This window comes from Micromonospora sp. NPDC000207, from assembly GCF_040300925.1.
Taxonomy (GTDB): domain Bacteria; phylum Actinomycetota; class Actinomycetes; order Mycobacteriales; family Micromonosporaceae; genus Micromonospora.
Genome location: NZ_JBEPEQ010000046.1, coordinates 1 through 26,115, shown reverse-complemented (window position 1 = coordinate 26,115; position 26,115 = coordinate 1). Strand labels below are relative to the sequence as shown.

24 protein-coding genes are annotated in these 26,115 nt (G+C 72.6%); 11 read left to right on the top strand and 13 right to left on the bottom strand.

What is annotated here, in order from left to right; genetic code table 11:
* Window positions 1–125: 125 nt before the first annotated feature.
* Genes ABT336_RS13875 through ABT336_RS13865 form a run of 3 tightly spaced genes read right to left on the bottom strand, consistent with a single transcriptional unit; the run spans window position 126 to window position 3,246 of the window.
* Window positions 126–950, bottom strand: coding sequence for a sugar phosphate isomerase/epimerase family protein (locus tag ABT336_RS13875; protein ID WP_350896925.1), 825 nt, complete (start codon window positions 948–950; stop codon window positions 126–128).
* Complete coding sequence (locus ABT336_RS13870) at window positions 947–2,098, bottom strand: dihydrodipicolinate synthase family protein (protein ID WP_350896924.1); 1,152 nt, start codon at window positions 2,096–2,098, stop codon at window positions 947–949. Before ABT336_RS13870 ends, ABT336_RS13875 begins: the two co-directional genes overlap by 4 nt.
* Complete coding sequence (locus ABT336_RS13865) at window positions 2,095–3,246, bottom strand: Gfo/Idh/MocA family protein (protein WP_350896923.1); 1,152 nt, start codon at window positions 3,244–3,246, stop codon at window positions 2,095–2,097. The genes ABT336_RS13870 and ABT336_RS13865 overlap by 4 nt, the downstream gene beginning before the upstream one ends.
* Before the next feature lie 209 nt (window positions 3,247–3,455).
* Here ABT336_RS13865 and ABT336_RS13860 point away from each other — a divergent pair, with 209 nt between their 5' ends.
* A complete protein-coding gene (locus ABT336_RS13860; RefSeq protein WP_350896922.1) occupies window positions 3,456–4,475 on the top strand; it encodes a LacI family DNA-binding transcriptional regulator in 1,020 nt (339 codons plus the stop codon).
* 48 nt (window positions 4,476–4,523) lie between these two features.
* On the opposite strand, the gene ABT336_RS13855 is transcribed toward ABT336_RS13860, so the two are convergent.
* From ABT336_RS13855 to ABT336_RS13825, 7 genes are all read right to left on the bottom strand, one after another.
* A complete protein-coding gene (locus ABT336_RS13855) occupies window positions 4,524–5,579 on the bottom strand; it encodes a sugar kinase (RefSeq protein WP_350896921.1) in 1,056 nt (351 codons plus the stop codon).
* A gap of 86 nt (window positions 5,580–5,665) precedes the next feature.
* A complete protein-coding gene (locus ABT336_RS13850; protein WP_350896920.1) occupies window positions 5,666–6,514 on the bottom strand; it encodes a DUF6807 domain-containing protein in 849 nt (282 codons plus the stop codon).
* Window positions 6,511–7,152, bottom strand: a complete 642-nt coding sequence (locus tag ABT336_RS13845; RefSeq protein WP_350896919.1) for a hypothetical protein — start codon at window positions 7,150–7,152, stop codon at window positions 6,511–6,513. Before ABT336_RS13845 ends, ABT336_RS13850 begins: the two co-directional genes overlap by 4 nt.
* A 5-nt stretch (window positions 7,153–7,157) precedes the next feature.
* Window positions 7,158–8,042, bottom strand: coding sequence for a carbohydrate ABC transporter permease (locus ABT336_RS13840; RefSeq protein WP_350896918.1), 885 nt, complete (start codon window positions 8,040–8,042; stop codon window positions 7,158–7,160).
* Window positions 8,042–9,019 (bottom strand): carbohydrate ABC transporter permease, encoded by a 978-nt coding sequence (locus ABT336_RS13835; RefSeq protein ID WP_350896917.1) that lies wholly within the window; start codon window positions 9,017–9,019, stop codon window positions 8,042–8,044. Before ABT336_RS13835 ends, ABT336_RS13840 begins: the two co-directional genes overlap by 1 nt.
* 25 nt (window positions 9,020–9,044) lie before the next feature.
* On the bottom strand, window positions 9,045–10,391 hold the full coding sequence (locus ABT336_RS13830) for an ABC transporter substrate-binding protein (RefSeq protein WP_350896916.1): 1,347 nt from the start codon (window positions 10,389–10,391) through the stop codon (window positions 9,045–9,047).
* 6 nt (window positions 10,392–10,397) lie between these two features.
* Window positions 10,398–11,534 carry a LacI family DNA-binding transcriptional regulator gene (locus ABT336_RS13825; protein ID WP_350896915.1) on the bottom strand — a complete coding sequence of 379 codons (1,137 nt, stop codon included), beginning with the start codon at window positions 11,532–11,534 and terminating at the stop codon, window positions 10,398–10,400.
* A 239-nt stretch (window positions 11,535–11,773) separates the two neighbouring features.
* Here ABT336_RS13825 and ABT336_RS13820 point away from each other — a divergent pair, with 239 nt between their 5' ends.
* Genes ABT336_RS13820 through ABT336_RS13795 form a run of 6 tightly spaced genes read left to right on the top strand, consistent with a single transcriptional unit; the run spans window position 11,774 to window position 19,966 of the window.
* A complete protein-coding gene (locus ABT336_RS13820) occupies window positions 11,774–13,102 on the top strand; it encodes a Gfo/Idh/MocA family protein (protein WP_350896914.1) in 1,329 nt (442 codons plus the stop codon).
* A 22-nt stretch (window positions 13,103–13,124) separates the two neighbouring features.
* A complete protein-coding gene (gene uxaC, locus ABT336_RS13815; protein ID WP_350896913.1) occupies window positions 13,125–14,555 on the top strand; it encodes a glucuronate isomerase in 1,431 nt (476 codons plus the stop codon).
* The gene (locus ABT336_RS13810) at window positions 14,552–15,856 is read left to right on the top strand and encodes an enolase C-terminal domain-like protein (RefSeq protein ID WP_350896912.1); all 1,305 of its coding nucleotides are present in this window, start codon (window positions 14,552–14,554) and stop codon (window positions 15,854–15,856) included. Before uxaC ends, ABT336_RS13810 begins: the two co-directional genes overlap by 4 nt.
* Complete coding sequence (locus ABT336_RS13805; RefSeq protein ID WP_350896911.1) at window positions 15,847–17,334, top strand: mannitol dehydrogenase family protein; 1,488 nt, start codon at window positions 15,847–15,849, stop codon at window positions 17,332–17,334. Before ABT336_RS13810 ends, ABT336_RS13805 begins: the two co-directional genes overlap by 10 nt.
* The gene (locus tag ABT336_RS13800) at window positions 17,331–18,515 is read left to right on the top strand and encodes a Gfo/Idh/MocA family protein (RefSeq protein WP_350896910.1); all 1,185 of its coding nucleotides are present in this window, start codon (window positions 17,331–17,333) and stop codon (window positions 18,513–18,515) included. Before ABT336_RS13805 ends, ABT336_RS13800 begins: the two co-directional genes overlap by 4 nt.
* 44 nt (window positions 18,516–18,559) lie before the next feature.
* On the top strand, window positions 18,560–19,966 hold the full coding sequence (locus ABT336_RS13795) for a pectate lyase family protein (protein ID WP_350896909.1): 1,407 nt from the start codon (window positions 18,560–18,562) through the stop codon (window positions 19,964–19,966).
* Between the two features lie 225 nt (window positions 19,967–20,191).
* Here ABT336_RS13795 and ABT336_RS13790 read toward each other — a convergent pair whose 3' ends face one another.
* Both ABT336_RS13790 and ABT336_RS13785 read right to left on the bottom strand, forming a co-directional pair.
* The gene (locus ABT336_RS13790) at window positions 20,192–20,797 is read right to left on the bottom strand and encodes an STAS domain-containing protein (RefSeq protein ID WP_350896908.1); all 606 of its coding nucleotides are present in this window, start codon (window positions 20,795–20,797) and stop codon (window positions 20,192–20,194) included.
* Between the two features lie 121 nt (window positions 20,798–20,918).
* Window positions 20,919–21,323: an STAS domain-containing protein gene (locus ABT336_RS13785; protein WP_350896907.1), complete on the bottom strand. Its 405-nt coding sequence runs from the start codon at window positions 21,321–21,323 to the stop codon at window positions 20,919–20,921.
* A 161-nt stretch (window positions 21,324–21,484) separates the two neighbouring features.
* Between ABT336_RS13785 and ABT336_RS13780 the strand changes: the two genes are divergently transcribed.
* The 4 genes from ABT336_RS13780 (at window position 21,485) to ABT336_RS13765 (ending at window position 25,051) form a co-directional block, all read left to right on the top strand.
* Window positions 21,485–22,165 carry a response regulator transcription factor gene (locus ABT336_RS13780; protein ID WP_350896906.1) on the top strand — a complete coding sequence of 227 codons (681 nt, stop codon included), beginning with the start codon at window positions 21,485–21,487 and terminating at the stop codon, window positions 22,163–22,165.
* 29 nt (window positions 22,166–22,194) lie between these two features.
* Window positions 22,195–23,550, top strand: coding sequence for a sensor histidine kinase (locus ABT336_RS13775; protein WP_350896941.1), 1,356 nt, complete (start codon window positions 22,195–22,197; stop codon window positions 23,548–23,550).
* An 83-nt stretch (window positions 23,551–23,633) separates the two neighbouring features.
* Window positions 23,634–24,167 (top strand): GerMN domain-containing protein, encoded by a 534-nt coding sequence (locus tag ABT336_RS13770; protein ID WP_350896940.1) that lies wholly within the window; start codon window positions 23,634–23,636, stop codon window positions 24,165–24,167.
* Window positions 24,168–24,232: 65 nt separating this feature from the next.
* On the top strand, window positions 24,233–25,051 hold the full coding sequence (locus ABT336_RS13765; RefSeq protein ID WP_350896905.1) for a phosphohydrolase: 819 nt from the start codon (window positions 24,233–24,235) through the stop codon (window positions 25,049–25,051).
* Window position 25,052: 1 nt separating this feature from the next.
* On the opposite strand, the gene ABT336_RS13760 is transcribed toward ABT336_RS13765, so the two are convergent.
* Window positions 25,053–26,115: ABC transporter permease (locus tag ABT336_RS13760; protein WP_502891177.1), on the bottom strand; the 1,063-nt coding region annotated here is incomplete at its 5' end.

The window sequence follows — 26,115 nt, the reverse complement described above, 5'->3', positions numbered from 1 at the left end:
AGTGTGACGACGACGGCAGGGACGGCGCCGGACCGGACAGGCCGGGACGCCGGGTCGGACGACACCGGCCGACCCGGCGCGTACGCGTGGACGACGACAGGCCCGGGGTCGTCCACGCGGGTCCTTCAGACGACGTGCCGCAGGTATCCCGCGACGGCGGCGTCCAGCACCACCCGACCGGGTCGGGCCCAGACCTCGGCGTTGAAGACCTCGACCTCGATCGGACCGGTGTAGCCGGCGGCGTCGACGGACTGACGGAACCGGCGCATGTCCACGCAGCCGTCGCCGGGCAGCCCCCGCCCGAGCAGGACCCCCTCCGGCAGCGGGGTGATCCAGTCGGCCACCTGGAAGGCGGCGATCCGGTCCCGGGCCCGGGCGATCTGCTGGTGGACGGTGTCGTCCCACCACACGTGGTACGTGTCGACGACCACCCCGACAGTGCCGGGGTCGAACCGCTCGGCGACGTCGAGGGCCTGGCCGAGGGTCGCCACGACGCACCGGTCGGAGCAGAACATCGGGTGCAGGGGCTCGATGGCCAACCGCACCCCGGCGGCGGCGGCCTCCGGGGCGAGGTCGGCGATGGCGTCGGCGACCATCCGGCGGGCCCCGTCGATGTCCCGACTGCCCTCGGGCAGCCCGCCGGAGACCAGGACGAGTTCGGTGGTGCCGAGGGTGGCGGCCTCCTCGATGGCCCGCCGGTTCTCCTCCCGCCACCCGGGGGAGGTGAAGAACCCGCCCCGGCACAGCGAGGTCACAGTCAGTCCGGCGTCGCGGACCAGCTTGGCCGCCTGCGCCAGGCCGTACTCCTGGACCGGTTCGCGCCACAGCCCGATCCCGGGAACCCCGGCCTCGACACACCCGGCGACCACGTCGGCCAGCGGCCAGTGCTTCGCTGTCGCCTGGTTGAACGAGAACCGGGCCAGGTCGGCGCGGGCCGTACCGCCGGTCACCGGGGCACCCCGGCGACGGTGAGGTACGCCCGCGCCCGGGCGGCGGCCCGCTCGGCGTCGGGCAGCAGGCCCGCCTCGTCGGCCAGGACGAGCAGCCGGGACAGGTGCGCCGGGGAACGGCCGGACTGCTGGCCACCCACCATCACGAAGTGGTCCTGGTGCCCGGCCAGCCAGGCGAGGAAGACGATCCCGGTCTTGTAGTACCAGGTCGGCGCGGCGAACAGGTGCCGGGCCAGCGGCAGGGTCGTGGCGAAGACCTCGTCGTAGGTGGCGAGGTCACCCCGGTCGAGGGCGGCCAGGGCCGCCGAGGCGGCCGGGGCGATGGCGGCGAAGACCCCGAGCAGGGCGTCGGAGTGGCCCACCTCGTCGCCGCGGATCAACTCCGGGTAGTTGAAGTCGTCGCCGGTGTAGAGGCGCACCCCGGCGGGGAGGGCGCGGCGCAGGGCGACCTCCCGGTCGGCGTCGAGGAGGGAGACCTTGATCCCGTCGATCGCGTCGGCGTGCTCCTTGACCAGCGTCAGGACCGTCTCGGTGGCCTGGTCCAGGTCGGTCGACCCCCAGTAGCCGGTCAGCGCCGGGTCGAACATGTCTCCGAGCCAGTGCAGCACCACGGGCTCGTCGGTGGCGGCCAGCAGGTCGGCGTAGACCCGCAGGTAGTCGTCGGGGCCGGTGGCCGCCGCGGCGAGGTGGCGGCTGCACATCAGGACCGGCCGGGCCCCGGCGGTGAGGGTGTCGGCGAGCTGCTCGTGGTAGGCCCGGGAGATGTCAGCGAGCGACGCCGGCCCCACCGGGAGCTGGTCGGTGGCCACCCCGGCGACGATCCGACCGCCGACGGTACGCGCCTCGGCGGCACTGCGGGCCACCAGTTCCCGTACGGCCGGGTAGTCGAGCCCCATGCCGCGCTGGGCGGTGTCCATCGCCTCGGCGACCCCCAGGCCGTAGGACCAGAGGTGGTGCCGGAAGGCCAGGGTGCGGTCCCAGTCCACGGCGGCCGGGACGCCCGGCACGTTCTCGGCGGTCGGATCGGCCACCACGTGGGCGGCGGCGTACGCGGTCCGGGAGGTGGCCGGGGCGGTGGGGTGCGGGAAGCCGGTGCCGCCGCGCAGCCGGTACCGGGTGCCGTCGGGGAGGCGGACCTCGGTGCTCATCGGTGCAGCTCCGGGATCTCGATGCGGCGGCCCTCCCGGGCCGAGCGCAGGCCCAGCTCGGCGAGTTGGACACCCCGGGCACCGGCGAGGAAGTCCCAGCGGAAGGGCTCGTCGGCCACCACGTGCCGCAGGAAGGCCTCCCACTGGACCTTGAACCCGTTGTCGAACTCCTCGTTGTCGGGCACCTCGCTCCACTGCGCCCGGAAGTTCTCGGTGGCCGGCAGGTCGGGGTTCCAGACCGGCTTCGGGGTGGCCGCCCGGTGCTGGATCCGGCAGTTGCGCAGCCCGGCGACGGCGCTGCCCTCCACGCCGTCGACCTGGAACTCGACGAGTTCGTCCCGGTTGACCCGGACGCACCAGGAGGAGTTGAGTTGGGCGACGACGCCCCCGGCGAGTTCGAAGGTGCCGTAGGCGGCGTCGTCGGCGGTGGCCGGGTAGGTGTGCCCAAACTCGTCGACCCGTTCCGGGATGTGCGTGGCGATGTGCGCGCTGACCGTCTCGACCGGGCCGAACAGCTCCTCGAGGACGTAGTGCCAGTGCGGGAACATGTCGACCACGATCCCGCCGCCGTCGGCGGACCGGTAGTTCCACGACGGACGCTGGGCGGGCTGCCAGTCGCCCTCGAAGACCCAGTAGCCGAACTCGCCGCGTACGGAGAGGATCCGGCCGAAGAAGCCCCCGTCGATGAGCCGCTTGAGCTTGCGCAGGCCGGGCAGGAAGAGCTTGTCCTGGACGACGCCGGTACGGATGCCTGCGGTGTCGGCGACCCGGGCCAGTTCCAGCGCCGCCGCGGTCTCCTCGGCAAGCGGCTTCTCGGTGTAGACGTGCTTGCCGGCCTCGATGGCCTGCCGGATCGCCTTCTCCCGCTGTTGGGTGACCTGGGCGTCGAAGTAGATCTCCACGTCGTCGCGGGCCAGTGCGGCGCTGAGGTCGGTGGTCCACTCGGTCAGGCCGTGTCGCTCGCCGATCTCCCGGAGCTTGGCCTCGTTGCGGCCGACCAGGATCGGCTCCGGCCAGATCCGGGTGCCGTCGGGCAGGGGCACGCCGCCCTGCTCCCTGATGGCCAGCAGCGAACGGACGAGGTGCTGGCGGTAGCCCATCCGGCCGGTGACGCCGTTGACGATGATGCCGATCGGCCTTCGGGTCATGGTCTTCCCTTTCGTCTGACAGTCGAGGTCGGCGGCTGACCACCACCTCAGGTAAGCGCTTTCCTGGCGAGACTAGATGCCGCCCCGCCGCCCGGCAAGGGGCCACCCGGCACCGGGCCGATCGCGGGGTGTGATCGGACGGACCGCTCTGCGGTAACCTGCTCCTCGGTCGCGGGCGGCGCGACCGGGATCAGGTTTCGGGGGTCACCATGGCGACGCTCGCCGACGTCGCCCGCCGCGCAGGGGTCTCCCCCGCCACCGCGTCGCGGGTCATCAACGGCAGCAGCAAACCGGTCGCCGAGGAGCTGCGCGAACGGGTCCTGCGCGCCGTCGCCGACCTCCGGTACGTGCCGAACGCCCACGCCCAGCTGCTGGCCCGGCCGCACCGCAGCGTCGTCGGGGTGATCGTCCACGACGTCTCCGACCCGTACTTCGCCGAGGTGACCCGGGGCCTGCAACGGGTGGCCACCGAACGCGGACGGCTGCTGATCATCTGCAACAGCTACCGGGACCCGGACCGGGAGTTGGAGTACGTCGAACTCCTGCGCGCCCAGCAGGTCGCCGCGCTGATCCTGGCGGGCTCCGGATACCACGACGACACCTTCACCGAACGGCTCAACGAGAAACTCGCGGCGTACGAGGCGACCGGTGGGCGGGTGGCGGTCATCGGGCGACACGACCACGCCGGTGACGCGGTGATGCCGGCCAACGAGACCGGTGCCCGGCTGCTCGGCGAGGAGCTGGTCCGGTTGGGGCACCGCCGGGTAGGGGTGATCGCCGGTCCCCGGGTCCTGACCACCACCACCGACCGGTTGGGCGGCCTGCGTCGGGCCCTGGCCGAGCACGGCTGCCCGTTGCACGACGACCGGATCCGCTACGAGGGGTTCGACCGCGACGGCGGGGCCCGGGCGGCCGAGCAGCTGCTCGACGCGGTACCGGACCTGACGGCCATCGTCGCGTTGAACGACTCGATGGCCGTCGGCGCGCTGTCGGTCCTGCGCCGGCGGGGGGTGGCAGTGCCCGAGCGGATCTCCCTGGCCGGCTTCGACGACATGCCGATCGCCGCCGACGTCACCCCGGCGCTGACCACCGTCCGGCTTCCCCTGGTCGACCTGGGTGCCCGGGCGATGACCCTGGCCCTCGGCCCGGCCTGCGCCCAGCCCAGGGTGGAGGTCCTCCCGGCCACGCTCGTGCTCCGGGACAGCGTGGGTGCCGCCCCCTCCCCCTGATCCGACCCCTCCCCCTGATCCGACCCGGACCATCACCCACCCCCGGTCTCAGCCCGGCGAGCCCGGTGCCCGCACTCCGACCGCGCGCGGCGGGCCGACAGCGGCCGGGTCCAGCGACGACCAGAGCGGATCGGCGAGGCCGACGAGTTCGGCGCACCGGTCCCACGGCGGCGGTGGCGCGGTGTCCCCGGCCACCATCAGGGTCCGGGCGGCGCAGAGGTGTCCCAGGCGCAACGCCGCCCGGGGCTCCAGGCCACGGAGCACCCCACCGAGGTAACCGGCGGCGAAGGCGTCCCCGGCCCCGACCGGTTCCACCACCGGCACCCGCAGCGCCGGGACGAAGGTCGCCGCCCCGGCGCGGGGCAGCGCGGTGGCCCCCACCGCAGCGTCCTTGACGACGACTGTCGTCGGGCCGGGCAGGAGGGCCCGGACCGCCTCGGGGTCGGTCACCCCCCACAGGGTCCGCGCCTCGTCCAGTCCGACCAGGACGACGTCGGCGGCGTCGGCGAGGCGGCGTAACACCTCGGCGGCCCGCCCGGCCGACCAGAGCCGGGGTCGGTGGTTGACGTCGAAGCTGACCGTCGCGCCGGGCACCGGGCGGTCGTCGACGGCCCGCTCGACGAGGGCGAGACAGCTCGACGAGAGCGCCGCGGTGATCCCGGACAGGTGCACCAGCCGGACCCCGGCCAGCCGGGGGTCGTCGAGCACCGCCGGGTCGAGCCGGGTGGCAGCCGAGCCGCGACGGTAGTAGTGGACAGCTGTCGCGTCGCGACCGGGATCCTTGGCGTACAGGCCGGTCGGGGCCGTCGGGTCGACGGCGACCAGGTCGACGTCGACTCCGGCGGCGGCGATCCGTCCGACGACCATCCGACCGAACGGGTCGTCGCCGACCCGGCTCAGCCACGCGGCGCGGTGCCCGAGCCGGGACAACCCCATCGCGACGTTGGACTCGGCTCCCCCGACGCCGAGCGACACCCGGTCGGCCGCGTCCAGGGGACCCACCGGGTCGGGGGCGAGCACCACCATGGTCTCCCCGACGGTCACCACCTCGGGTCCGGTCCGCAGGGCCGGACGACCGCCACCGGCCCCGGGTCCGCCGATCACGGCGTCACCAGGGTCGGAACCCCCGGGCGGGACGGCGGCAGGTGTCGGAGCGCCGGGCGGGACGGCGGCGGGGTCGGGGACACGGGTCACCGGTCCCGGGCGGCCAGGGCCGCCGCCCGGTCCCTGTCGATCAGTCCGTCGACGACGGTGACCCGGTGTCGACCGGTCCGGTGGGTCTCCGCCGGCACCGTCGCCGGGCTGTCGAAGGCGAAGGCCACGCAGACCCCCGGGTACATGGCGGTCCGGACGAACCACCTGTCGCCCTCCCCCAGGCCGGTGAAGACCAGTGTGTACGCGCCACCACCCGGCCCGGTGCCGCCGAAGGCCAACCAGGGGGCGTCGCTGCCGTTGACTGTCTCCTCCCCCTCGGCCTCGGCGGTGAAGGTCACCGCGTCGCCGGTCGGGGCGGCACGCCAGAAGAACCCGCCGTACCCGGCCCCGCCGGGGCGACCGTTCGTCGCCGGGCTGCCCAGGTGCACGTCCCGGGCGGCCGGGGCGGTGAGGGTGTAGTCGAGCTCCAGCCGCCACGCCGCCGGGTCCCCGTCGACCCGCGTCGCGGCGAGCCGACGTTCCTCGGTCAGCAGCACCCCGCCGTCCCTGTCGCACCACCGGAGTCGGTGTGCCAACCGGTCGGGGGTCCGGTCCATCCAGTCGGTGTGGACGATCCTGCCGTGGTCGTCCCGCCAGGTGTAGCCGGTGTCCCTGACGTAGGTCCGCCCGCCCCAGAGGTTGGTCCCGTCGACGTCCTGCACGGCCAGGGAGGCGCCGAGGTGCCAGACGTGGTCGGCGGGGAGCACGTCGGTGACCGGCGTACCGGCGAGGGTCCGGACCGGGTGCAGGTACGGCCGGGGGCCGTGCCGGGCGTCCAGGTCCGGGGCGAGGACGTACGTGGCCACCGGTACGTCGTCGACGAGCAGACGGGGGTCCTCGGTCACGTGGTCTCCTTCCGGCCCGCCGTCCGGCGGGCCACCGCGTGCAGGGCGGCGATCGCGTATCCGGCCAGCAGGACGACAGCCACCGGGTGGATCATCAGGGTCAACAGGCCGGTGAGGAGGGCGACCCCGGCCAACGCCGCCCAGGTGCCGGGCCGGGCCAGGCAGGTCCGGGCGGCGCTGCGGGCCGCCGAGCGCCATCCGACACCCCCGCTGCGGCCCACCTCGACCACGACGAGTGCGGCGTGACCGGCCAGGGCCAGCGTCGCGGCGACGGTGACCAGCAGGGCGGGGGTCCCGCCGGGGACCCGGCCGGCCGCCAGGGCCAGCAGGTCGGCGACGAGGATCCCGACGACCAGGAGGGTGAGCGCGATGACCGCCGCCCCGGGCAGCGCCGCCCGACCGAAGCGGCCCAGTGTGCGCCGCGCGGACGGCCAGCTGCCGGTCTCGGCCCAGTCGTGGACGGCGGCGCTGGCCGTGCCGACAGCCGCCCCGGCGGTGAACACCGGCAGCGAGGCCAGCACCACAGCGGCCCCGACCAGAGCGAGGTCGGTGGCGTCCCGGAGGACGTCGCGCCAGTCACGGGTCGCCACTGCCGGTTCGATGTCCAGGCCGTCGACCCCTGTCGCTGTCGCGCCCACCCCGCTCACCCCTTGAGCCCGCTGGTGTTGATGCCCTCGACGAGCAGCCGTTGGAAGGCCAGGAAGAACAGGAAGACGGGCAGTAGCGACAGCACCGACATGGCGAACATCGGTCCGACGGCGCTGGCGCTGGTGGAGTCGATGAACAGGGTCAACGCCACCGGCACGGTGTAGTCCTGCAACTCGGAGAGGAACACCAGCTGACGGAAGAAGTCGTTCCAGGTCCAGATGAACGAGAAGATCGCTGTGGTGACCAGCGCCGGACGGCTCAGCGGCAGGATGACGTGCCGGAAGATGCCGAACGCGGTGGCCCCGTCGATCTTGGCGGCCTCGTCGAGTTCACGCGGGATGCCCCGCATGAACTGCACCATCAGGAAGATGAAGAACGCCTCGGTGGCCAGGAACTGCGGGATCAGCAACGGCAGGTACGGCCAGTCCCCGCCGACCAGACCCAGACTGCGGAACAGGATGTACTGCGGGATGATCAGCACGTGTCCGGGCAGCAGCAGGGTGCCGATCATCAGGGTGAACCACATCCCGCGCAGCCGGAACCTCAGCCGGGCGAAGGCGTACGCGGCCAGCAGGCAGGAGACCGCGTTGCCGACGACTGTCAGCAGGCTGACCATCGCGCTGTTGAGGAAGAACCGGCCGAAGCTGAAGTCGAAGTTCGTCCACCCGCTGGTGTAGTTGCCGGGGGTGAAGACCTCCGGCAGCAGGCCGATGTTGTTGACGATCTCCGCCTGCGACTTGAAGGAGGTGCCGACCATCCAGATCAACGGGTACAGCACCACCCCGACGATGCCGACGAGGATGGCCAGGCGCAGGAGCTGTCGGCCGCTGCCCGGCCTGCGCCGCGTACTGCGGGCCGCCGTGGGGGTTGTCGCCACCATCACCGCTCCCCGTCCGAATAGTGCACCCAGAACCGTCCGGTGCTGAAGAAGATCGCCGTGATCAGCGCGATCGCGAGCAGGAAGACCCAGGCCATCGCCGAGGCGTAGCCCATCTCCAGGTCGGTGAAGCCGGAGATGTAGAGGTTGAGGGTGTACATCAGGGTGGAGTCGACCGGGCCGCCGGTGCCGTTGCTGAGGACGAAGGCGGCGGTGAAGCCCTGGAATCCGTTGATCGTCTCCAGCACCAGGTTGAAGAAGATCACTGGGGAGAGCATCGGCAGGGTCACGTGCCAGAACTGGCTGACCCTGCTGGCCCCGTCGACCGACGCGGCCTCGTACAGCTCGACGGGGACCTGCTTCAGCCCGGCCAGGAAGATGACCATGGGGGCACCGAACTGCCAGATGGCCAGGACCATCAGGGTCTCCAACGCCCAGTCCGGGTCGTTGACCCAGGGCTTGCCCTCGATGCCGAAGAGGGCGAGGAAGGAGTTGAAGGCCCCGTCCCGGTTGAACATGTTGACCCAGACGATGGCCAACGCCACGCTGCCACCGAGCAGCGAGGGCAGGTAGAACAGGCTGCGGAACAGCCCCACCCCGCGCCAGGCCCGGTTGAGCAGCAGCGCCACGCCGAGGGCGGCGGCCAACTTCAGCGGTACGGCGATCAACGCGAACCTCAGCGTCACCTGCACCGCGTGCCAGTACGCCGGATCGCTGGTGAACATCCGCTCGTAGTTGGCCAGCCCCACCCACTCGACCTCGGACAGTGGGGTCAGGATGTCGTAGTTGGTGAAGCTGAGGTACAGCGACAGCAGCATGGGGATCGCCGTGACGGCCATCAGGCCGAGCAGCCAGGGCGACAGGAAAACGTATCCGGCCAGACCTTCGCCGTGCCGGTTCCGTCCGGCCCCGCGCGCAGCGGGGGGCCGGACGGAACCGTCGCCACGTCGGGTCGGACCGGGCGCCGTGGTCAGGGCCACGAGCCGGCTCCTCTCCGAACTCAGGTCAGGCGATCGCGGACTTGCAGGCGGTGAAGAACTGCTCGGCCGCCTGGGCCGGGGTGAGTCGGCCGTACTGGGCCTCCTCGGCGGCCTTGATCAGTTCGGCGCGTACCTTGCTGTGGCCCTTGATCGGCACCTGCGGGGAGGCGCCGAAGGTCTCGGCTAGCTTGGTCTCCACCTCGATGGACTGCTTCATCGCCGGGTCGTCGATCTCCGCGCTGACCGCCCGACGCAGGTCGAGGTTGGAGGGCAGACCCCGGTCGGTGCCCAGGAGCTTGACCGCCTCCGGATCGTTGACCAGGAAGTTCAGCACGTCCACAGCCACGTCCTTGTGCTTGCCGCCCCGGAAGACCGACCAGTACATGGAGGCCCGGGCCCACTGGGCGCTCGGGTCACCGGGGTAGGCGACCACCCCGAGTTCGTCGTTGGTGTTCTTCTTCAGCTCCGGCATCTGGTTGACCCAGACCCAGGAGGTGCCGGCCTTACCGGTGACCACGAGCTGCTTGGTGATGTCGGTGGCGTTGCCCTCGTGGATCACGTCGGCGGTCGGGGTGGCCCCCCGGTCCCGGGCGCCCTTCCACAGCTCGAACCACCTGGTGACGTCCTCGGCGGTGAAGCCGAGGTCGTTGCCGGAGTACAGGTCCTTGCCCTGCTGACGCAGCCACACCCAGAACGCCTTGTAGTCGGCGCTGGGGTCCATGGTGCCGGGGACCTTGGTCTTCTTGCTGACCTGCTCGGCCCAGGCGACGTGCTCCTCCCAGCTCTGCCCGGTGGTCGGCTCGGGCAGGCCGTTCTCGGTCAGCAGGGTCCTGTTGTAGACCAGACCCTGGGTGTTCTCCCCGGCCGCGAGACCGGCGAGCTTGCCGTCGACGACGCCGTACTGCCAGAGGCTCTCCGGGAACTTGGAGACGTCGAGCTTGCCGCCGTCCTTGTACTCGTTGAGGTCGAGGGTGGTGTTACGGGAGGCGTACTCGGCGAGGAAGTTGTCGTCGATCTGGAAGATGTCCGGCGGGTTGCCCCCGGCGGTCAGGGTGGCCAGCTTGTCGAAGTAGCCCTGGTTGGCCTGCCAGGTCGTCTTGAAGGTGACGTCCGGGTTCTTCTTGGTGTACAGCTCCAGGGCCTGCTGGGTGAGCTGGTTACGGGCGTCGCCACCCCACCAGAAGATGGAGAGTTCGACCTTGCCGTCGGAGCCGGCCTCGTCGTCGCTGCCGCAGGCGACCGCACCGCCGAGCAGCAGTGGTACGGCCACCGCGGCGGCGACGAAGCGGCGCAGGAGTCGACGTCGGGGAAGGGGGGTACGGTGTGCCTGCTCGGCGGAGACACCGGAGGTGGGGGACGTTGCGGGGTGCATGAGCGCTCACTCCTTGGCTGAGGAGGCGACTACCTCACCGGGGGTCGCGGCCGGGTAGCCCGGGTCCGCAGGGCCATGCGGGCCCGGGCCGTCGGTCGCGGCACCGGTTCGGGGGCGGCCGGACCGCAGTACCGGCCCGGTCGAGTCGCGGATGACCAGTTCGGTCTGGAGCATTAACTGGGCGGTGGTACGTCGGTCGCCGGTTGCCGTACTCCGTCCGTTGCCCCGTCGCGGGGCCTCGGGGTCCTGTTGCAGCAACATGTCGACGGCCGAACGGCCGGCGGCTCCCGTCGGGGTGGCCACCGTCGTCAACTTGGGCCGGGTGAGCCGGCTGAGGGCGATGTCGTCGATACCGACGACGCTGACGTCCTGCGGGACCCGGACCCCGAGGGCGTCGAGCCCCTCGATGAGTCCGATCGCCATCAGGTCGTTGTAGGCGAGTACGGCGGTGACGCCGCTGCGCCGGACGTGTTCGGCCTGGGCGCCGCCACCGGCGACGGTGGGCGGGTTGGGGCCGATCAGGGTCAGCTCCGCGCCGCCGGAGCGGGCCGCCGCCCCGGCGGTACGGCGGATCTCCCGGTTGGTCCAGGACCCCCGGGGCCCGCCGAGCAGGCCGATCCGCCGGTGGCCGAGGCCGACCAGGTGCTCCACTGCCGACCGGGCACCCTGTCCCACGTCCATCATCACGCAGGGCAGGCCGGCGACCTGGCGGTTTATCACCACCAGGGGCACTTCTCGGCTGAGTTGCTCGATGAGGCTGTTGCTCATCCGGGGGCTGCACAGCAGCACGCCGTCGACCTGCTTGGCCAGGGCGTGGACCAACTCCTCCTCGGCCGACGGGTCCTCGTTGGTGTCGGCGACGAAGACGTGGTAGTCCCGGCTGCGCGCCTGGCTCTCGGCCGCCTTGATCAAGGGTGGGAAGAACGGGTTGGCGATGTCGGCGATGATCAGCCCGATGTTGTGGGTCCGCCCGGTGATCAGGGCGCGGGCCGCCCGGTTGGGGCGGTAGCCCAGGTCCTCCGCGCAGGCCAGCACCCGGACCCGGGTCTCCGGGTTGACCAGGTGCGGGGCGGAGAAGGTCCGGGACACAGTGGAGATGTGGACACCGGAGGCGCGTGCGACGTCGCGGATGGTGACTGGCACGGTGACTCCTTCCGTCCGGTGTGGTTGCGGTCACTCAAGTGCCGCCAATTAATGCAAACGGTTGCTCCAGTGTCAACGGTGGATGGTTACAGATAGATTTCGGTGACGCTCCCACCATGACCACTTAAGCCGCTAAAAGCGGGCAAAGGTTGCAGGATTCGGCCACATCGTTGACGCCAACCAATCGAACATGATTACTTCACTGCAAACCTTTGCAGGACCACTGGGAGGCCGTCGGGATGTCAACGATCAACCAGGGGCGGGTGCGGTACGCGGTGGTCGGCACCGGTGCCCGTGCCGAGATGTTCGTCCGAGCCCTGGTCGGCACGCACGCCGCCACCACTGAGCTGGTCGCGTTCGCCGACGTCAACCAGGCGAGGATGGACGCACACAACAGGTGGCTCGGCGAGCTGGGCCATCCGGCCGTGCCCACGTACCCCGCCGCCGACTTCGCCGTCATGCTGCGGCGGGAACGGGTCGACGTGGTGCTGGTGACCACCACCGACGTCACCCACGACGAGTACATCACCGCCGCCCTGCGCGCCGGGTGCGACGTGGTCACCGAGAAGCCGATGACCGTCGACGCCCCCCGCTGCCAGCGGATCCTGGACGCGGTGGCGGAGACCGGCCGGAAGGTCTCGGTGGCCTTCAACTACCGGTACAACCCTTTGCACGAGCAGGTCCGGCGGCTGATCGCCGACGGCGCGGTCGGCGAGGTCGGCTCGGTGCACTTCGAGTGGCTGCTCGACATCCGGCACGGCGCTGACTACTTCCGGCGCTGGCACCGGGACAAGGCCAACTCCGGCGGGCTGATGGTCCACAAGGCCAGCCACCACTTCGACCTGGTCAACTGGTGGCTGGCGGCCACCCCGGTCCAGGTGTACGCGTCGGGCCGGCTGTTCTTCTACGGCGAACACGGTCGACGCCACGGCTACGCCCGCGACTACGAGCGGGTCCACGGCTCCCCCGCCGCCACCGACGACCCGTTCGCCCTGCGGATGGCCGACCATCCCCGGCTGCGCGAGCTCTACCTCGACGCCGAGGGCGAGGACGGCTACCACCGCGACCGCAACGTCTTCGCCCCCGGGGTGACCATCGAGGACGACATGGCGGTGCTGGCCACGTACTCCACCGGTGCCACGATGACCTACCACCTGACCGCGTACGCCCCCTGGGAGGGCTACCGGGTCATGGTCAACGGCAGCCGGGGCCGGCTGGAACTGGAGGTGGTGGAGAGCGAGTTCGTCAGCCCGGCCGCCGCCGGGGCGCTCAAGGGCGCCGCCCTGCACGGCACCGAGGCCGCCGCCGAGGGCGGGTCGGCGACGTTGACCCTGCGTCCGTACTGGGAACCACCCCGGTCGATCGAGGTCGCCGGCTACACCCGGGAGGGACACGGCGGTGCCGACGCCCGGATGACGGCGGTGCTCTTCGGTGGGGAGACCGACCCGCTGGGCCGGGCCGCCACCGCCCGCGACGGTGCCCTCGCCCTGCTCACCGGCCTGGCCGCCAACCGGTCCTTCGAGACCGGTCAGGCCGTCCGGGTCGCCGACCTGCTCACCCTCCGCTGATTCACGTCAAGGAGCCCCACCCGTGCCCGACCCCCGATCAGATCTGCTGCTCCCCGCCGACCCCGGCCTCCGTACGCTGGCCCGGCGGTTGCACGCCCTCGCGGCCGAGCAGCCGATCATCTCCCCGCACGGCCACGTCGACCCGGCCCTGCTGGCCGAGGACCGGCCGTTCCCGGACCCGGCGCAGCTGCTCATCGTCCCCGACCACTACCTCACCCGGATGCTGCTCAGCCAGGGCGTGCCACCGTCGCGCCTCGGCGTGCCGACAGTCGACGGCAGCCCGGCGGAGACCGACGGCCGGACGATCTGGCGGCTCTTCGCCCAGCACTGGCACCTGTTCCGGGGCACCCCCTCCCGGCTGTGGCTGGAGCAGACCTTCCGGGACGTCTTCGGGGTGCACACCCCGCTCTCCCCGGCCACCGCCGACGAGGTGTACGACGCCCTCGCCGCCCGCCTGGGCGAACCGGAGTTCCGACCCCGGGCGCTGTTCGAGCGGTTCGGCATCGAGGTACTGGCCACCACCGAGTCGCCCCTCGACGACCTGGGCCGACACGCCAAGCTCGCCGCCGACGGCTGGGGCGGGCCGGGCGGACGGGTGATCACCACCTTCCGGCCGGACAACGTTGTCGACATGGAGTTCGACGGGTGGGCCGCCAACGTGGACCGGCTCGCCGAGGTCTCCGGCGAGGACACCGGCACCTACCAGGGGTTCCTGCTGGCGCTGCGCCGACGCCGGGAGGCGTTCGTAGCCGCCGGGGCCACCTCCTCGGACCACGGCCACCCGACCGCCCGCACGCTGGCCCTGAGCGAGGCCGAGGCGACGCAGCTGTACGACAGGGGTCGCCGGGGCGAGGCCGACGCCGCCGACGCCGAGGCGTTCCGGGCGCACATGCTCGTGGAGTTCGCCCGGATGTCGCTGGACGACGGGCTGGTGATGCAGCTGCACCCCGGCTCGGTCCGCAACCACAACCGGTGGCTGTACGCCCGCCACGGCCGGGACGTCGGCGGGGACATCCCGCAGGCCACCGAGTACCTGCACGCGCTCACCCCGCTGCTCGACGCCTACGGCAACGACTCCCGGCTCCGGGTGGTGGTCTACACCCTCGACGAGTACACCTTCACCCGGGAACTGGCTCCCCTGGCCGGCGGGTACGCCGCGCTCTACCTCGGGGCGCCCTGGTGGTTCCTGGACTCCCCGGAGGTGCTGCGCCGGTTCCGGGAGTCGGTCACCGAGACCGCAGGGTTCTACAACACCGCCGGGTTCGTCGACGACACCCGCGCGTTCTGCTCCATCCCGGTCCGCCACGACGTGGCCCGCCGCGTCGACGCGGGGTTCCTCGCCCGGCTCGTCGCCGAGCACCGCCTCGGCGAGGACGAGGCGGCCGAGACCATCGTCGACCTGGCGTACCGGCTGCCCCGGAAGGTCTTCAAGATCGGAGAGTCCCCCCTGTGACAGTCACCATCACCTCCGTCGACGTCCACGACGTCCGGTTCCCCACCGCGGCGGCCGGCGACGGCTCCGACGCCGTCAACAAGGGCGACTACTCGGCGACCTACGTGGAGCTGACCACCGACGCCGGGCCGACCGGGGCCGGGTTCACCTTCACCAACGGCCGGGGCAACGAGATCACCTGCGCCGCCGTGGAGGCGCTGGCCCACCACGTCCGGGGCCGCACCGTCGAGGAGATCGCCGCCGAGCCGGTGGCGTTCTGGCGGTCGCTCAGCGCGGACGTGCAGCTGCGCTGGCTGGGCCCGGAGAAGGGGGTCATCCACATGGCCACCGGCGCGATCGTCAACGCCGTGTGGGACCTGCGGGCCAAGCTGGCCGACAAGCCGCTGTGGCGGTTCCTCGCCGAGGCCCCCACCGAGGAGCTGGTCGCCAGCATCGACTTCCACCACATCACCGACGCCCTCACCCCCGACGAGGCCGCCGCGATCCTGGACAAGGGCCGTGACGGGCTGGCCGACCGGCTGGCCCTGCTGGAACGCGACGGGTTCCCGTCGTACACCACCTCGGTGGGGTGGCTCGGCTACCCCGACGACAAGGTCCGGGCGTTGACCCGCGAGGCGTACGCCCAGGGGTGGCGGGCGATGAAGATGAAGGTCGGCGGCCCGCTCGACGACGACGTACGCCGGGCCCGGATCATCCGGGACGAGATCGGCCCGGACGCCCTGCTGATGATGGACGCCAACCAGGTGTGGGACGTCGACGAGGCGATCTCGAACATGGCGGCCCTGGCCGAGGCGGACCCGTACTGGATCGAGGAGCCGACGCACGCCGACGACATCCTCGGGCACGCCCGCATCGCCCGCGCCGTCACCGAGCTGACCGGGGGACGGTGCCGGGTGGCCACCGGTGAGGTGGCGGCCAACCGGGTCATCTTCAAGCAGCTGCTCCAGGCCGAGGCGATCGGGGTGATGCAGATCGACGCCTGCCGGGTCGGCGGGGTCAACGAGGTGCTGTCGGAGATCGTGATGGCGGCCAAGTTCGGGGTGCCGATCTGCCCGCACTCCGGCGGCGTCGGGCTCTGCGAGTACGTCCAGCACCTGGCGATCTTCGACTACCTGCGGGTGGGCACCAGCCTGGACGGCCGGATGGTCGAGTACGTCGACCACCTCCACGAGCACTTCGTCGACCCGGTCCGGACCCGGGATGGGCGGTACCTGGTGCCCACCCGACCCGGTTACAGCACCACGATGAAGCCGGAGTCGATCGCCCAGTACCGGTTCCCGGACGGCCCGGTATGGCGGTGAGCGACTCAGTGTCCCGTCTCGGCCTGGACACGCTGCACCGGGTGCCGGCGGAGAGCCGACCGCTGGTCCGTCCGGGCTCCGTCGGGGTCGGCATCGTCCACCTGGGGCTCGGCGCGTTCCACCGGGCCCACCAGGCGGTCTACACCGAGGAGGCGATCGGGGTCGCCGGTGGGGACTGGGGCATCGTCGGGGTCGCCCCGCGCAGCCGCAGCGTCATCGACCCCCTCGCCGAGCAGGACTGCCTGTTCAGTGTGACCACCCTCTCCGGGGAGGGCAGCACCACCCGGGTGGTCGGGGCGCTGGCCGGGGTACGGCACGCCGCCGGTGAACCGCAGGCGGTGGTCGGCCTGCTCGCCGACCCGGCCGTACGGGTGGTCACCCTGACGGTGACGGAGAAGGCGTACCAACTCGACCCGGTGACCGGGAGGCTGCGGGCCGACCCGGAGGTCGCCGCCGATCTGTCCACCGACCGGCCACCCCGGACCGTCCCGGGGCTGCTCCTGCGCGGGCTGGCCGCCCGGGCGAAGGCCGACGCCGGTCCGGTGGCCCTGGTCAGCTGCGACAACCTGCCTGCCAACGGGGCCCGGTTGCGCGGCCTCGTGGAGCAGGCGCTGCGGCAGGCACGGATGCCCGACGACGTCCTGGACTGGGTGTCGACGGGTGTCACCTTCCCCGGCACGATGGTCGACCGGATCGTCCCGGCGAGCACCCCGGAGACCCTGGCCACCGCGCAGCGGACCCTCGGGGTCGGGGACCTGGCGGCGGTCTGCGCCGAGCCGTACCGGCAGTGGGTGGTCGAGGACGACTTCCCCGGTGGGAGACCGGCCTGGGAGCGGGCCGGGGCGGTGCTCACCACCGACGCCGGGGCGTGGGAACGGTTGAAGCTGCGGTCCCTCAACGGGGTGCACTCGGCCATCGCCTACCTCGGTGCGCTGGCCGGTTACGCCACCATCGCCGACGCGCTGGCCATGCCGCACCTGACGACGGTGCTGCGTCGGCTGGTCGCCGAGGAGATCGCTGTCAGCTTCACCCCGCCGGACGGGGTCTCGGTCGCCGGGTACGGCGACGAGGTGCTCTCCCGGTTCGCCAACCCGGCGATCCGGCACCGTACGCTCCAGGTCGCCATGGACGGCTCGCAGAAGCTGCCGCAGCGGATACTGCACACGGTGGTGGATCTGCGGGCCGCAGGCCGGTCGGCGCGGTTGACGGCGCTGGTCGTGGCGGCCTGGCTGCGGTTCGCCGCAGGTCGGGCCGACGACGGTACGGCCCTGCCGCTGGACGACCCGCTCGCCGACCGGATCCGGGCCGCCCTGGGCGGGGCGGGCACCCCGACGGCCACCGTGGACGCGGTGTTCGCCCTGGACGAGGTCTTCCCGGCCGAGGTGGCCGCCGACGACGAGTTCCGGGCCGACGTCGCCGACTGGCTGACCGCCCTGGGTCGGCACGGTGTCGCAGCGACCGTGGCGGGTACGACGTGACGGTCCGGGTGGCGCTGGTCGGGGCGAACGGGCACGGCCGGTGGCACCGGCGGGTCGTGGCCGGATTGCAGGCCGAGGGCCGGGTCCGGTTGGTGGGCCTGGTGGACCTGCACCCGATCGAGGACGAGCCGGACGCGGCGGTGCCCGACGACGCTCTGACCACCACCGACCACCGGGAGATGCTGGACCGGGTACGCCCGGAGGTGGTGGTGGTCTGCACCCCGCCGCACACCCATCTGCCGATCGCCCTGGACGTGCTGGCCACCGGCGCCGACCTGCTGTTGGAGAAGCCCCCGGTGCTCTCGCTGGCCGAGCACCGGGTGCTGGCCGAGGCGGTGCAGCGGTCCGGCCGGGCCTGTCAGGTGGGGTTCCAGGCGCTGGGGTCGGCCGCCCTGGCCGAGCTGACCGAGGCGGTGGTCGGCGGCCGGGTGGGTACTGTCACCGGGGTCGCCACCGTGGCCTGCTGGCAGCGTTCCGACGGCTACTACGCCAGGGCCCCGTGGGCCGGACGGCGCACCCTCGACGGGCGGCCGGTGCTCGACGGCGCCCTGGCCAACCCCCTCGCCCACGCGGTGATGCAGTGCCTGGCGGTAACCGAGGGGGTCACCGGGAGCCCGGTCGTCCCGGCCCGGATCGAGGTGGAGCGCTACCGGGTCCGCCCGATCGAGGTGGACGACACCGCCACCCTCCGGGTGGTGCCGACCGTCGGCCCGCCGATCGTGGCGGCGGTGACGTTGGCCGGGGAGGACCTCGTCCGGGGTGAGGTGATCGTCACCGGGACCGCCGGGCGGGCGGTCCTGGAGTACCCGACCGACCAGTTGCTGTTGCCCGGCGACCCGGCCCCGCGCACGGTGCCGGGTCGGCGGGGACTGCTGGCGAACCTGCTCGACCACCGCGCCGACCCCCGGGTCCCGCTGATCGCCCCGCTGGCGCGTACCGCGCCGTTCACCACGGTGCTGGAGGTGGTCACCGCCGCCCCGGAGCCGACCCTCGTCGACGGGGAACGGCTGGTCGTCACCGGGGCCGACGCCGAACGGGTGGTGACCATCCGGGGGGTCAACGCGGTGTTGCGGGCGGCGGCCGAGGGCGGGCGGCTGCTGTCGGAACTGGCGGTGCCGTGGGCGGGCACCCCGCACGTGGTGCGCCTGGACCAGGGAGAGGAGGAGCGCCCGCCCTGTTGATCCCCGACCACCACCCCTTGTCCGTCTCGGCTCGGAGAGTGCCCATGCGTCGAACCATCACCAGCGCGGCCGTGGCCGCCGTCCTTCTCCTGTCCAGTTCCGCACCGGCCGCGGCCGCCCGACCGCAGGCCGCCGACGACGCCCCGGAGGCGGCCACCGTTGACCTGCGGGCCACCGCCCCGGCAGAGCGGGGTCTGCCCCTCGCCGCCCGGCTCGTCGGCCGTCAGTCCCTCGCCGCCACCGACGGCTGGGCAGCCGCCGGACCGGGCACCACCGGCGGTTCGACCGCCGCAGCCGATCAGGTGCACGTGGTCCGCAGCCGGGCCGACCTCGTCGCCGCCCTGGGGGGTGACAACGCCACCAACCGCACCGACGACACCCCGAAGCTGATCTACGTCGACGGGGTGGTCGACGGGTTCGAGGGCCCGGACGGGACCCTGCTCGACTGCGCCGACCTGGCCGACCCGGGGTACACCCTCGCCGGGTACCTGGCCGCGTACGACCCGGCGGTGTGGGGGCGGGTGGCACCCAGTGGCCCCCTGGAGGCGGCCCGGGTCAGGTCGGTGACCAACCAGACCCGACACACCCAGATCAACGTCGGCCCGAACACCACGATCGTCGGCCTGCGGGGGGCGACCCTCACCGGGCTCACCCTGATGATCGACTCGGCTGACAACGTCATCGTCCGCAACGTCACCTTCGACGACGCCCGGGACTGCTTCCCCGCCTGGTCCCCCACCGACGGCGAGGCAGGCAACTGGAACTCCCAGTACGACCAGGTCTCGGTACGCCGTAGCGAGAACGTGTGGATCGACCGGAACACCTTCACCGACGGCGACAACCCGGACAGCGGTCAACCGATCCACTTCGGACGGCCGTACCAGGTGCACGACGGGTCGCTCGACATCACCCACACCGCCAGCCTGGTGACCGCCTCGTACAACCGCTTCGTCGGCCGGGACAAGGTCATGCTGATCGGCTCCTCCAACACCGTCGGCCCGGACGTCGGCAGGTTGAAGGTGACGTTGCACCACAACGTCTTCGACGGGGTGTTCCAGCGGCTGCCCAGGGTCCGGTTCGGACAGGTCGACCTCTACAACAACCACTACCGGCTCTCCGGTGACGGTTTCGAGTACGCGATCGGCGTCGGGGTCCAGTCGGCGGTGTACGCGCAGGACAACTACTTCGTCCTCGGCGCCGGGATCACCGCCGCCGACCTGCTCTACGACTGGGGCGGCACCGCCGTCACCACCCGGGGCAACTGGGTCCGGGAGAGCGGTTCCCTGCCCCGGCCGGTGGACCTGGTGGGGGCGTACAACGATCGCTTCGACCCGGACCTGAACCCGGACGCCGGCTGGACGCCGACGCTGCGCGCCGGGCCGGTCCTGCCCGCCCCGCTGGTGGCGTCGACGGTTCCGGCGCTGGCCGGGGCGGACAGGTTGCCGTTCTGATTTACCGACCACGCTCCGGCGCGCCGTCGCCGTGACCGGTGGGGGTGCGTGGCGCACCGGGCCGACCCGCAGGGGTCGGCCCGGTGCGCCGGTGGCGGCGGACCGGGGGCCGGGCGACGCGCCGGGACACCCGGGACGGTGCGTTCCCGGGTGGGGCGGTACGTCGCGGCGCCGGTCGCCACCGCACCGATGCGGGACGGTGCGGTCCCGCCGTCGGTGCGTGGGTCAGTCCGCGCGGGCGGCGGCCAGGCAGGTCAACGCCTGGTGTCGCTCGTCGAAGGTGAGGAAGACACCGGCCAGCCGCATGGTGTGCAGGACCGTCAGCACGAAACGCGACGGTGCGACCAGGCAGAGCGTGAGGCCGTGCTGGCGGGCGTCGTTGTGCGCCCGGACCAGGATGCCGAGACCGGTGGAGTCGATCAGCTCGACGTGGGACAGGTCGAGCACTATCGGCGCGCCGAGCGTCACCGCCTCGGCCAGCGCCCGACGCAGCGGCTCGGCCACCGCCAGGTCGATGTCGCCGCTGGGGCGGACCAGCACCGCGTCGGGGAGTCGGTCGACCGTCGCGTGCCAGGCGTCCCGGGCGGTGGTGCCGGGTTCGGCGGGCCCGGGTGGTGCGAGACCGGAGGGTACGTCGAGCGGCCCGGTGGGGCAGCGCGGGCACCGGTGCGGCCCGATGGCGAACGCCGAGCCGCTCCACGCGTGCTCGGCGATCACCGGCCAGACCAGGTCGGGCTCCCGCAGTTGACTGGTGAACTCGGTCCGGGTGTCACCGCAGCCGTCACAGATGAGCTGCACGGTGCCCGGCCGTAGGCCGGGGACGACGGTCATCTGGCACCTCCCGTGATGCCTGGCGTCCACCGGCAGGGGTGGACTGTCGATGCCGGGCGGGAGCGGTCCACGTCGGTACCGCCCCCGACGAACACGTGTCGCGCAGCACCGCCGGTCGTTGTCAACCCTGGCGCTCCGCTGGGGAACCCGCCGCCCCGGGGTCCGCGACGGCGCGCGTCCCGGCCCTCGGCGGGGCCGCGACGACGTGCAGGACCTGGTCCACCCGGGCGACGTGGAACAGTCGGCGCAGCCGTGGGGACGGACCACGCAGGATCAGCCGACCGCTCAGCGACCACATCCGCCGGTGCGCGTCGAGCAGCAGGGAGATCCCGGCCGCGTCGACGTGGGCACAGTCGGTCAGGTCGATGACCAGTCGGGCCGGCCGGAGGGCGAGCACCCGGTCGAGCACGTCGCCGAGTTCGGCGACCGCGACCCGGTCCAGTGGCTCGGTGAGCGCCACCTCGACCAACTCGGTGGCGGGAGGCTGGGCCGGACGGAGGGCGCTGGTCTCCACCCTGCCGTTCATCGCCACCTCCCACGTTGGACTCCCTCGTCGGCTGCGCCGAGCTTGCGGCAGGCATGTGGCAACGGTCACGCGACAATGTGACGGTTCCATGACAACCACCCCATTCGTACGGTACGGGGGTGGATTTGGCCTGGCCATCGGCAACTTGGATGATGGCCTGCATGACCGGAGTGCTGGTGATCGAGGACGATGACCGGATCCGCCTGTCGTTGGTCCTCGCCCTGGAGGACGAGGGGTACGAGGCACGGGGGGTCGCCACCGCCGAGGAGGGGCTGGTGGAACAGCGCAGCCGCCCGGCGGACACCGTGCTCGTCGACCTGATGCTGCCCGGTGTGGACGGGTTCGAGTGCATCCGGCAGCTACGCCGACACGACGGGGTGCCGATCGTCGTGGTCAGCGCCCGTGACGACACCCACGACATCGTCGCCGCGCTGGAGGCCGGAGCCGACGACTACCTGGTCAAACCGGTGGCGATCAAGGAGCTGTCGGCCCGGCTGCGGGCGCTGCGCCGCCGGGGCCGGACCCTCGACCCGGAGGTCACCATGGCGACCCTGGTCTTCGGCGCGTTGGAGATCGTCCCCGACGGTGGGGAGGTACGGCTGCACGGGGAGCCGGTGGCCCTGACCCGTACCGAGTTCCGGCTGCTCTGCGAACTGGCCCAGCATCCGGGACGGATCCTGTCCCGGCAGCAGTTGCTGCAACGGGTCTGGGACCACACTGTCGGCGACGAGCGGCTGGTCGACGTCCACGTGGGGCGGCTGCGGCAGAAGATCGAGCACGACACGGCCCGACCCCGGTACCTGCTGACCGTCCGGGGTCTCGGCTACAAGTTGCAGCGATGAGCCGGGGCGCCGTGGTCCGTCGGGCGGCGATGCGCCGGGCCGGGCTGCGTACCCGGGTGACGGCCGGGTTCACCGCCGGGGCGTTGGCCCTGTCCACGGCGATCGCCCTGGTCAGCTACCAGGTGACCCGGAGTTCGCTGCTGGCCGAGCGGGAGCGGACTGCGGTGCGGGCGGCGTACCTGGACGCGACTGTGGTCCAGGCGGGTCTCGCGGCCGACCGGCCGGACATCCTGGAGATCCTCCGGTCCCTGGACACCGGGGGGAACCGGCGGGCGATGCTGCACCTCGACGGCGAGTGGTACGCCCGCAACCTGGACGCCGGGATCACCGACTCGATCCCGGCGGCGTTGCAGCAGCTCGCCCAGTCCGGTCAGCCGGTGGTGCAGCGGGTCAGGGCCGGCGGGCAGCCGGCCCTGGTCGTCGGGGTCCCCCTCGCCCCCGGCACCACCTTCTACGAGGTGGACTCCCTGGTCGAGTTGCAGAACACCCTGCGGGTGCTGGCGATCGTGCTGACCCTGGTGGCGCTGAGCACCGCCGTCGCCGCCGCCTCGCTGGGCCGGCACGCCACCGGGTACGTGCTGCGACCACTGCGGCGCGTCACCGACGCCGCCCAGGAGATCACCGACGGCAACCTGACGGCTCGGCTCGACCCGACCGACGAGCCGGACCTGGCCCGGCTCACCACCAGCTTCAACGGCATGGTCGACCAGCTCTCCGCCCGGATGCAGCGGGACCGGCGGTTCGCCGCCGACGTCAGTCACGAGCTGCGTTCGCCGTTGCAGACCCTGGAGGCGGCGGCGAGTGTCCTGGCCCGCCGCCGGGACCGGCTCGACCAGCGGACGGCGGTCGCTGTGGACCTGGTCAACGCCGAGGTGGCCCGGTTCCAGGCGCTGGTAAACGATCTGATCGAGCTGGCCCGCAGTGACCAGCCGGCGGAACGCTCCCCGGTGGACATGGTGGACCTGGCCCGGCAGGTGTGCCGGACCCACCAGGTCTCCCCGGAGGTGGTGGTCGCCGAGGAGGGTGCCGCGCGGGTCTGGGAGGTGGACCGGCGGCGGGTCACCCAGCTGCTGTCCAACCTGGTGGAGAACGCCCTGCGGCACGGCGGCGGGCCGTGTGCCGTCCGGGTCGGCAGCGAACCGGACGGGCACCTGCTGACAGTCGAGGACGAGGGGCCGGGCATCCGGGCGGAGGACCGCGAGGTGATCTTCGACAGGTTCGTCCGGGGCCGGGCCGCCCACGTCCGGGGCGCAGGCGACGGCACCGGCCTGGGACTGGCCCTCGTCGCTCAGCACGCCGCCGCCCACGGCGGACGGGTCGACGTCACCGACCGGCCCGGCGGCGGGGCCCGGTTCCAGATCCACCTGCCGGCGAGCCCGCAGTGAGCGTCCCCGGCGGCGTCGACCGCCCGAGCCCGGCACCTCGCCGCCGCCGAGGCGGTCGGTTCGTCCCGCAGCGCCGAGTCCGGTTGGTGGCGGTCGTCCTCTGCGCGGTCGCCGGGTGCGGGGTCTCCGCCGAGGACAGCCCCCGGGCCATCGAGCCGCCGGGGGGCCCGCATCCGGTGGTGACCACCCCGGCGGTCGAGCCCTCCGGTCAGCTCACCGTGGCGCTCTGCTTCGTCCGCGACGACGCGCTGATCCGGGTGGACCGACGGGTGACTGCCCCGTCGACTCCCGACGAGCAGCTGCGGCTGCTGGAGGCCGGCCCGACGAGCACCGACCGGGAGGCGGGTCTGACCACCGCGCTGGTCGGGGTGAGTCGGATCACCGGGATACGGGTGACCGGTCGGGAGGCGCTGGTGGACGTGTCGAACGGACAGGTCGGCACCGGGCGTACCGACGAGATGCTCGCCTTCGGTCAGATCGTCTGCACCCTGACCGCCCGGACCGACGTGGACCTGGTGTCGTTCCTGCACGACAGCCGCCGACTGGGGGTGCCCCGGGCCGACGGGTCCCTGTCGACAGGGCCGCTGACCGTCTCCGACTATCCGGTGCAGCGGTGAGTCCGCCGACGTCGGTTGGCCGACGGGTCCCCCCGGGCCGGGGGAAGATCCGCTATAAGTGACGCATGGACTTCCCGCCGTATCTGGCCTCCATGCCGATGCACGCGATCACCGAGATCCACGGTGAGCCCGGCCTCCGGGCGAGGTTCGGGTTGGAGGTGGAGGCGTTCGACGCGTCGGCCCGTCGGCGGCTGACCGAGGCGCTGGATCTCGCGGCCGACCTGCACCGCGACGACCGGCGGGTCCGCGAGCCGTACCTGAACCACCTGTTGCGGGTGAGCATCCGGCTGATGCACCACTACCAGGTCCGGGACGTCGACGTGATCGTCGCCGGGCTGCTGCACGACGCGGTGGAGGACCATCCGGCGGAGTTGGCAGGTGACCACCGGGTCTGCACCGACCCGGCCGGTGGTGCCGGTGCCACCGCAGTCGGGGCCGGTGGTGACGCGGGGGTTCCGGCGGATCCCCTGGTCGCCGCCGAGGCCCAGGCCCGCGCCGCCGCCATCGAGGTGTTGGCCGGGCGGTTCGGGGCCCGGGTCGCCCGGCTGGTCGCGGCGGTGACCAACCCGTTGTACGACCCGGACCGCGACCGCGACAGCCAGTACCGCGAGCACGTCGCGACGAGCCTTGACGACGAACCGTGGGCCCGGGTGATCAAGGTGTCCGACTTCACCGACAACGGGGTCGGGGTGATCCACGCGGTGGGTCCCCGGGTCGCCGGGTGGGCGGCGAAGTACCGCCCGCTGGTGCCGATCCTGCGGGAACTGGTGGCCCGGCCGGACACCCCGCTCTCCGCCCCGGTGAAGCAGCACATCTTCGACCAGCTCGACCTGGCCGAGGAGCGGTTCAGCGCGATCCTCGACCAGCCCGTACGCCCGCGTTGACTCAGGTGTGCAGGTCCCGACGGCGGTAGCCGACCAGACCGGCCCCGACCAGCAGCACCGCGAGCGCTGTCAGCGCCACCAGGGGCGGTGCCGTCACGTCCACGGCGGGGGCCGCCGGCACGTGGGTGAACGGGGACAGGTCGAGCACCGGCTGCGGCAGGTCCAGCACCGCCCCGAGCTGCCCGATCAGCAGGAACACCAGCAGCGCCGACCAGGACAGCGGGACCGACCAGCGGGGGGCCAGCCCGACCAGGGCCAGCACCACCCCGGCCAGGACCAGCAGGGCGGGCAGCCGGACCAGTGCGGCACCTGTCACCTCCAGGGTCCGACCCGCGACGTCACCGACGGCCAGGCCGTACCCGAATCCGGTGCCGGCCCCGGCGACCAGGATCAGCACGGTGACGCCGAGCACCGTGGCGAGCAGGTGCCCGCCGAGCCAGGTACGCCTGTCGACGGAGGTGGCCAGGACCGCCTCCAGGATGCCGTCGGTCTCCTCGGTGCGGACCCGCAGCAGCGCCTGCACCACGTACGCGCCGACGACCAGCGCGAAGATCCCCAGCAGCGCCGACAGGTACGCGTCGACCAGGGCCGGACCGCCGCCGAAGCGGGTGACCAGCTCGGCGGCGGCGTCGTTGTCGGCCACCATGGCGTCGATCTCGTCGCCGACCACACCCATCGCGACCGCCAGCAGGGCGACCCCCACCGTCCAGCCGACCAGCGTGCCGCGTTGCAGACGCCAGGCCAGCCCGAACGGGCTGAGCATCCGGGGCGACGCCGACGCCGGACCGGGCCGGGCGGCGAACAGTCCGGCACCGAGGTCCCGCCGGTCGGTGAGCCGGTACGCGAGGGCGACCGCCACCAGCAGCAACCCCAGCGGGAGCAGCAGCACCCACCAGCGGACGTCCCCGTAGGGGCGGATCTGGGTGCCCCAGCCCAGCGGGGACAGCCAGGACGGCCAGGCGCTGGTCAGCTGCGTCCCGTCGGCGCTCACCCGGCCGAGGACGTCCCCGGCCGCCCGCCCGGGCGTCCTCGTCGTCGCGGTAGGCGCACTGAGGTGGATGGGT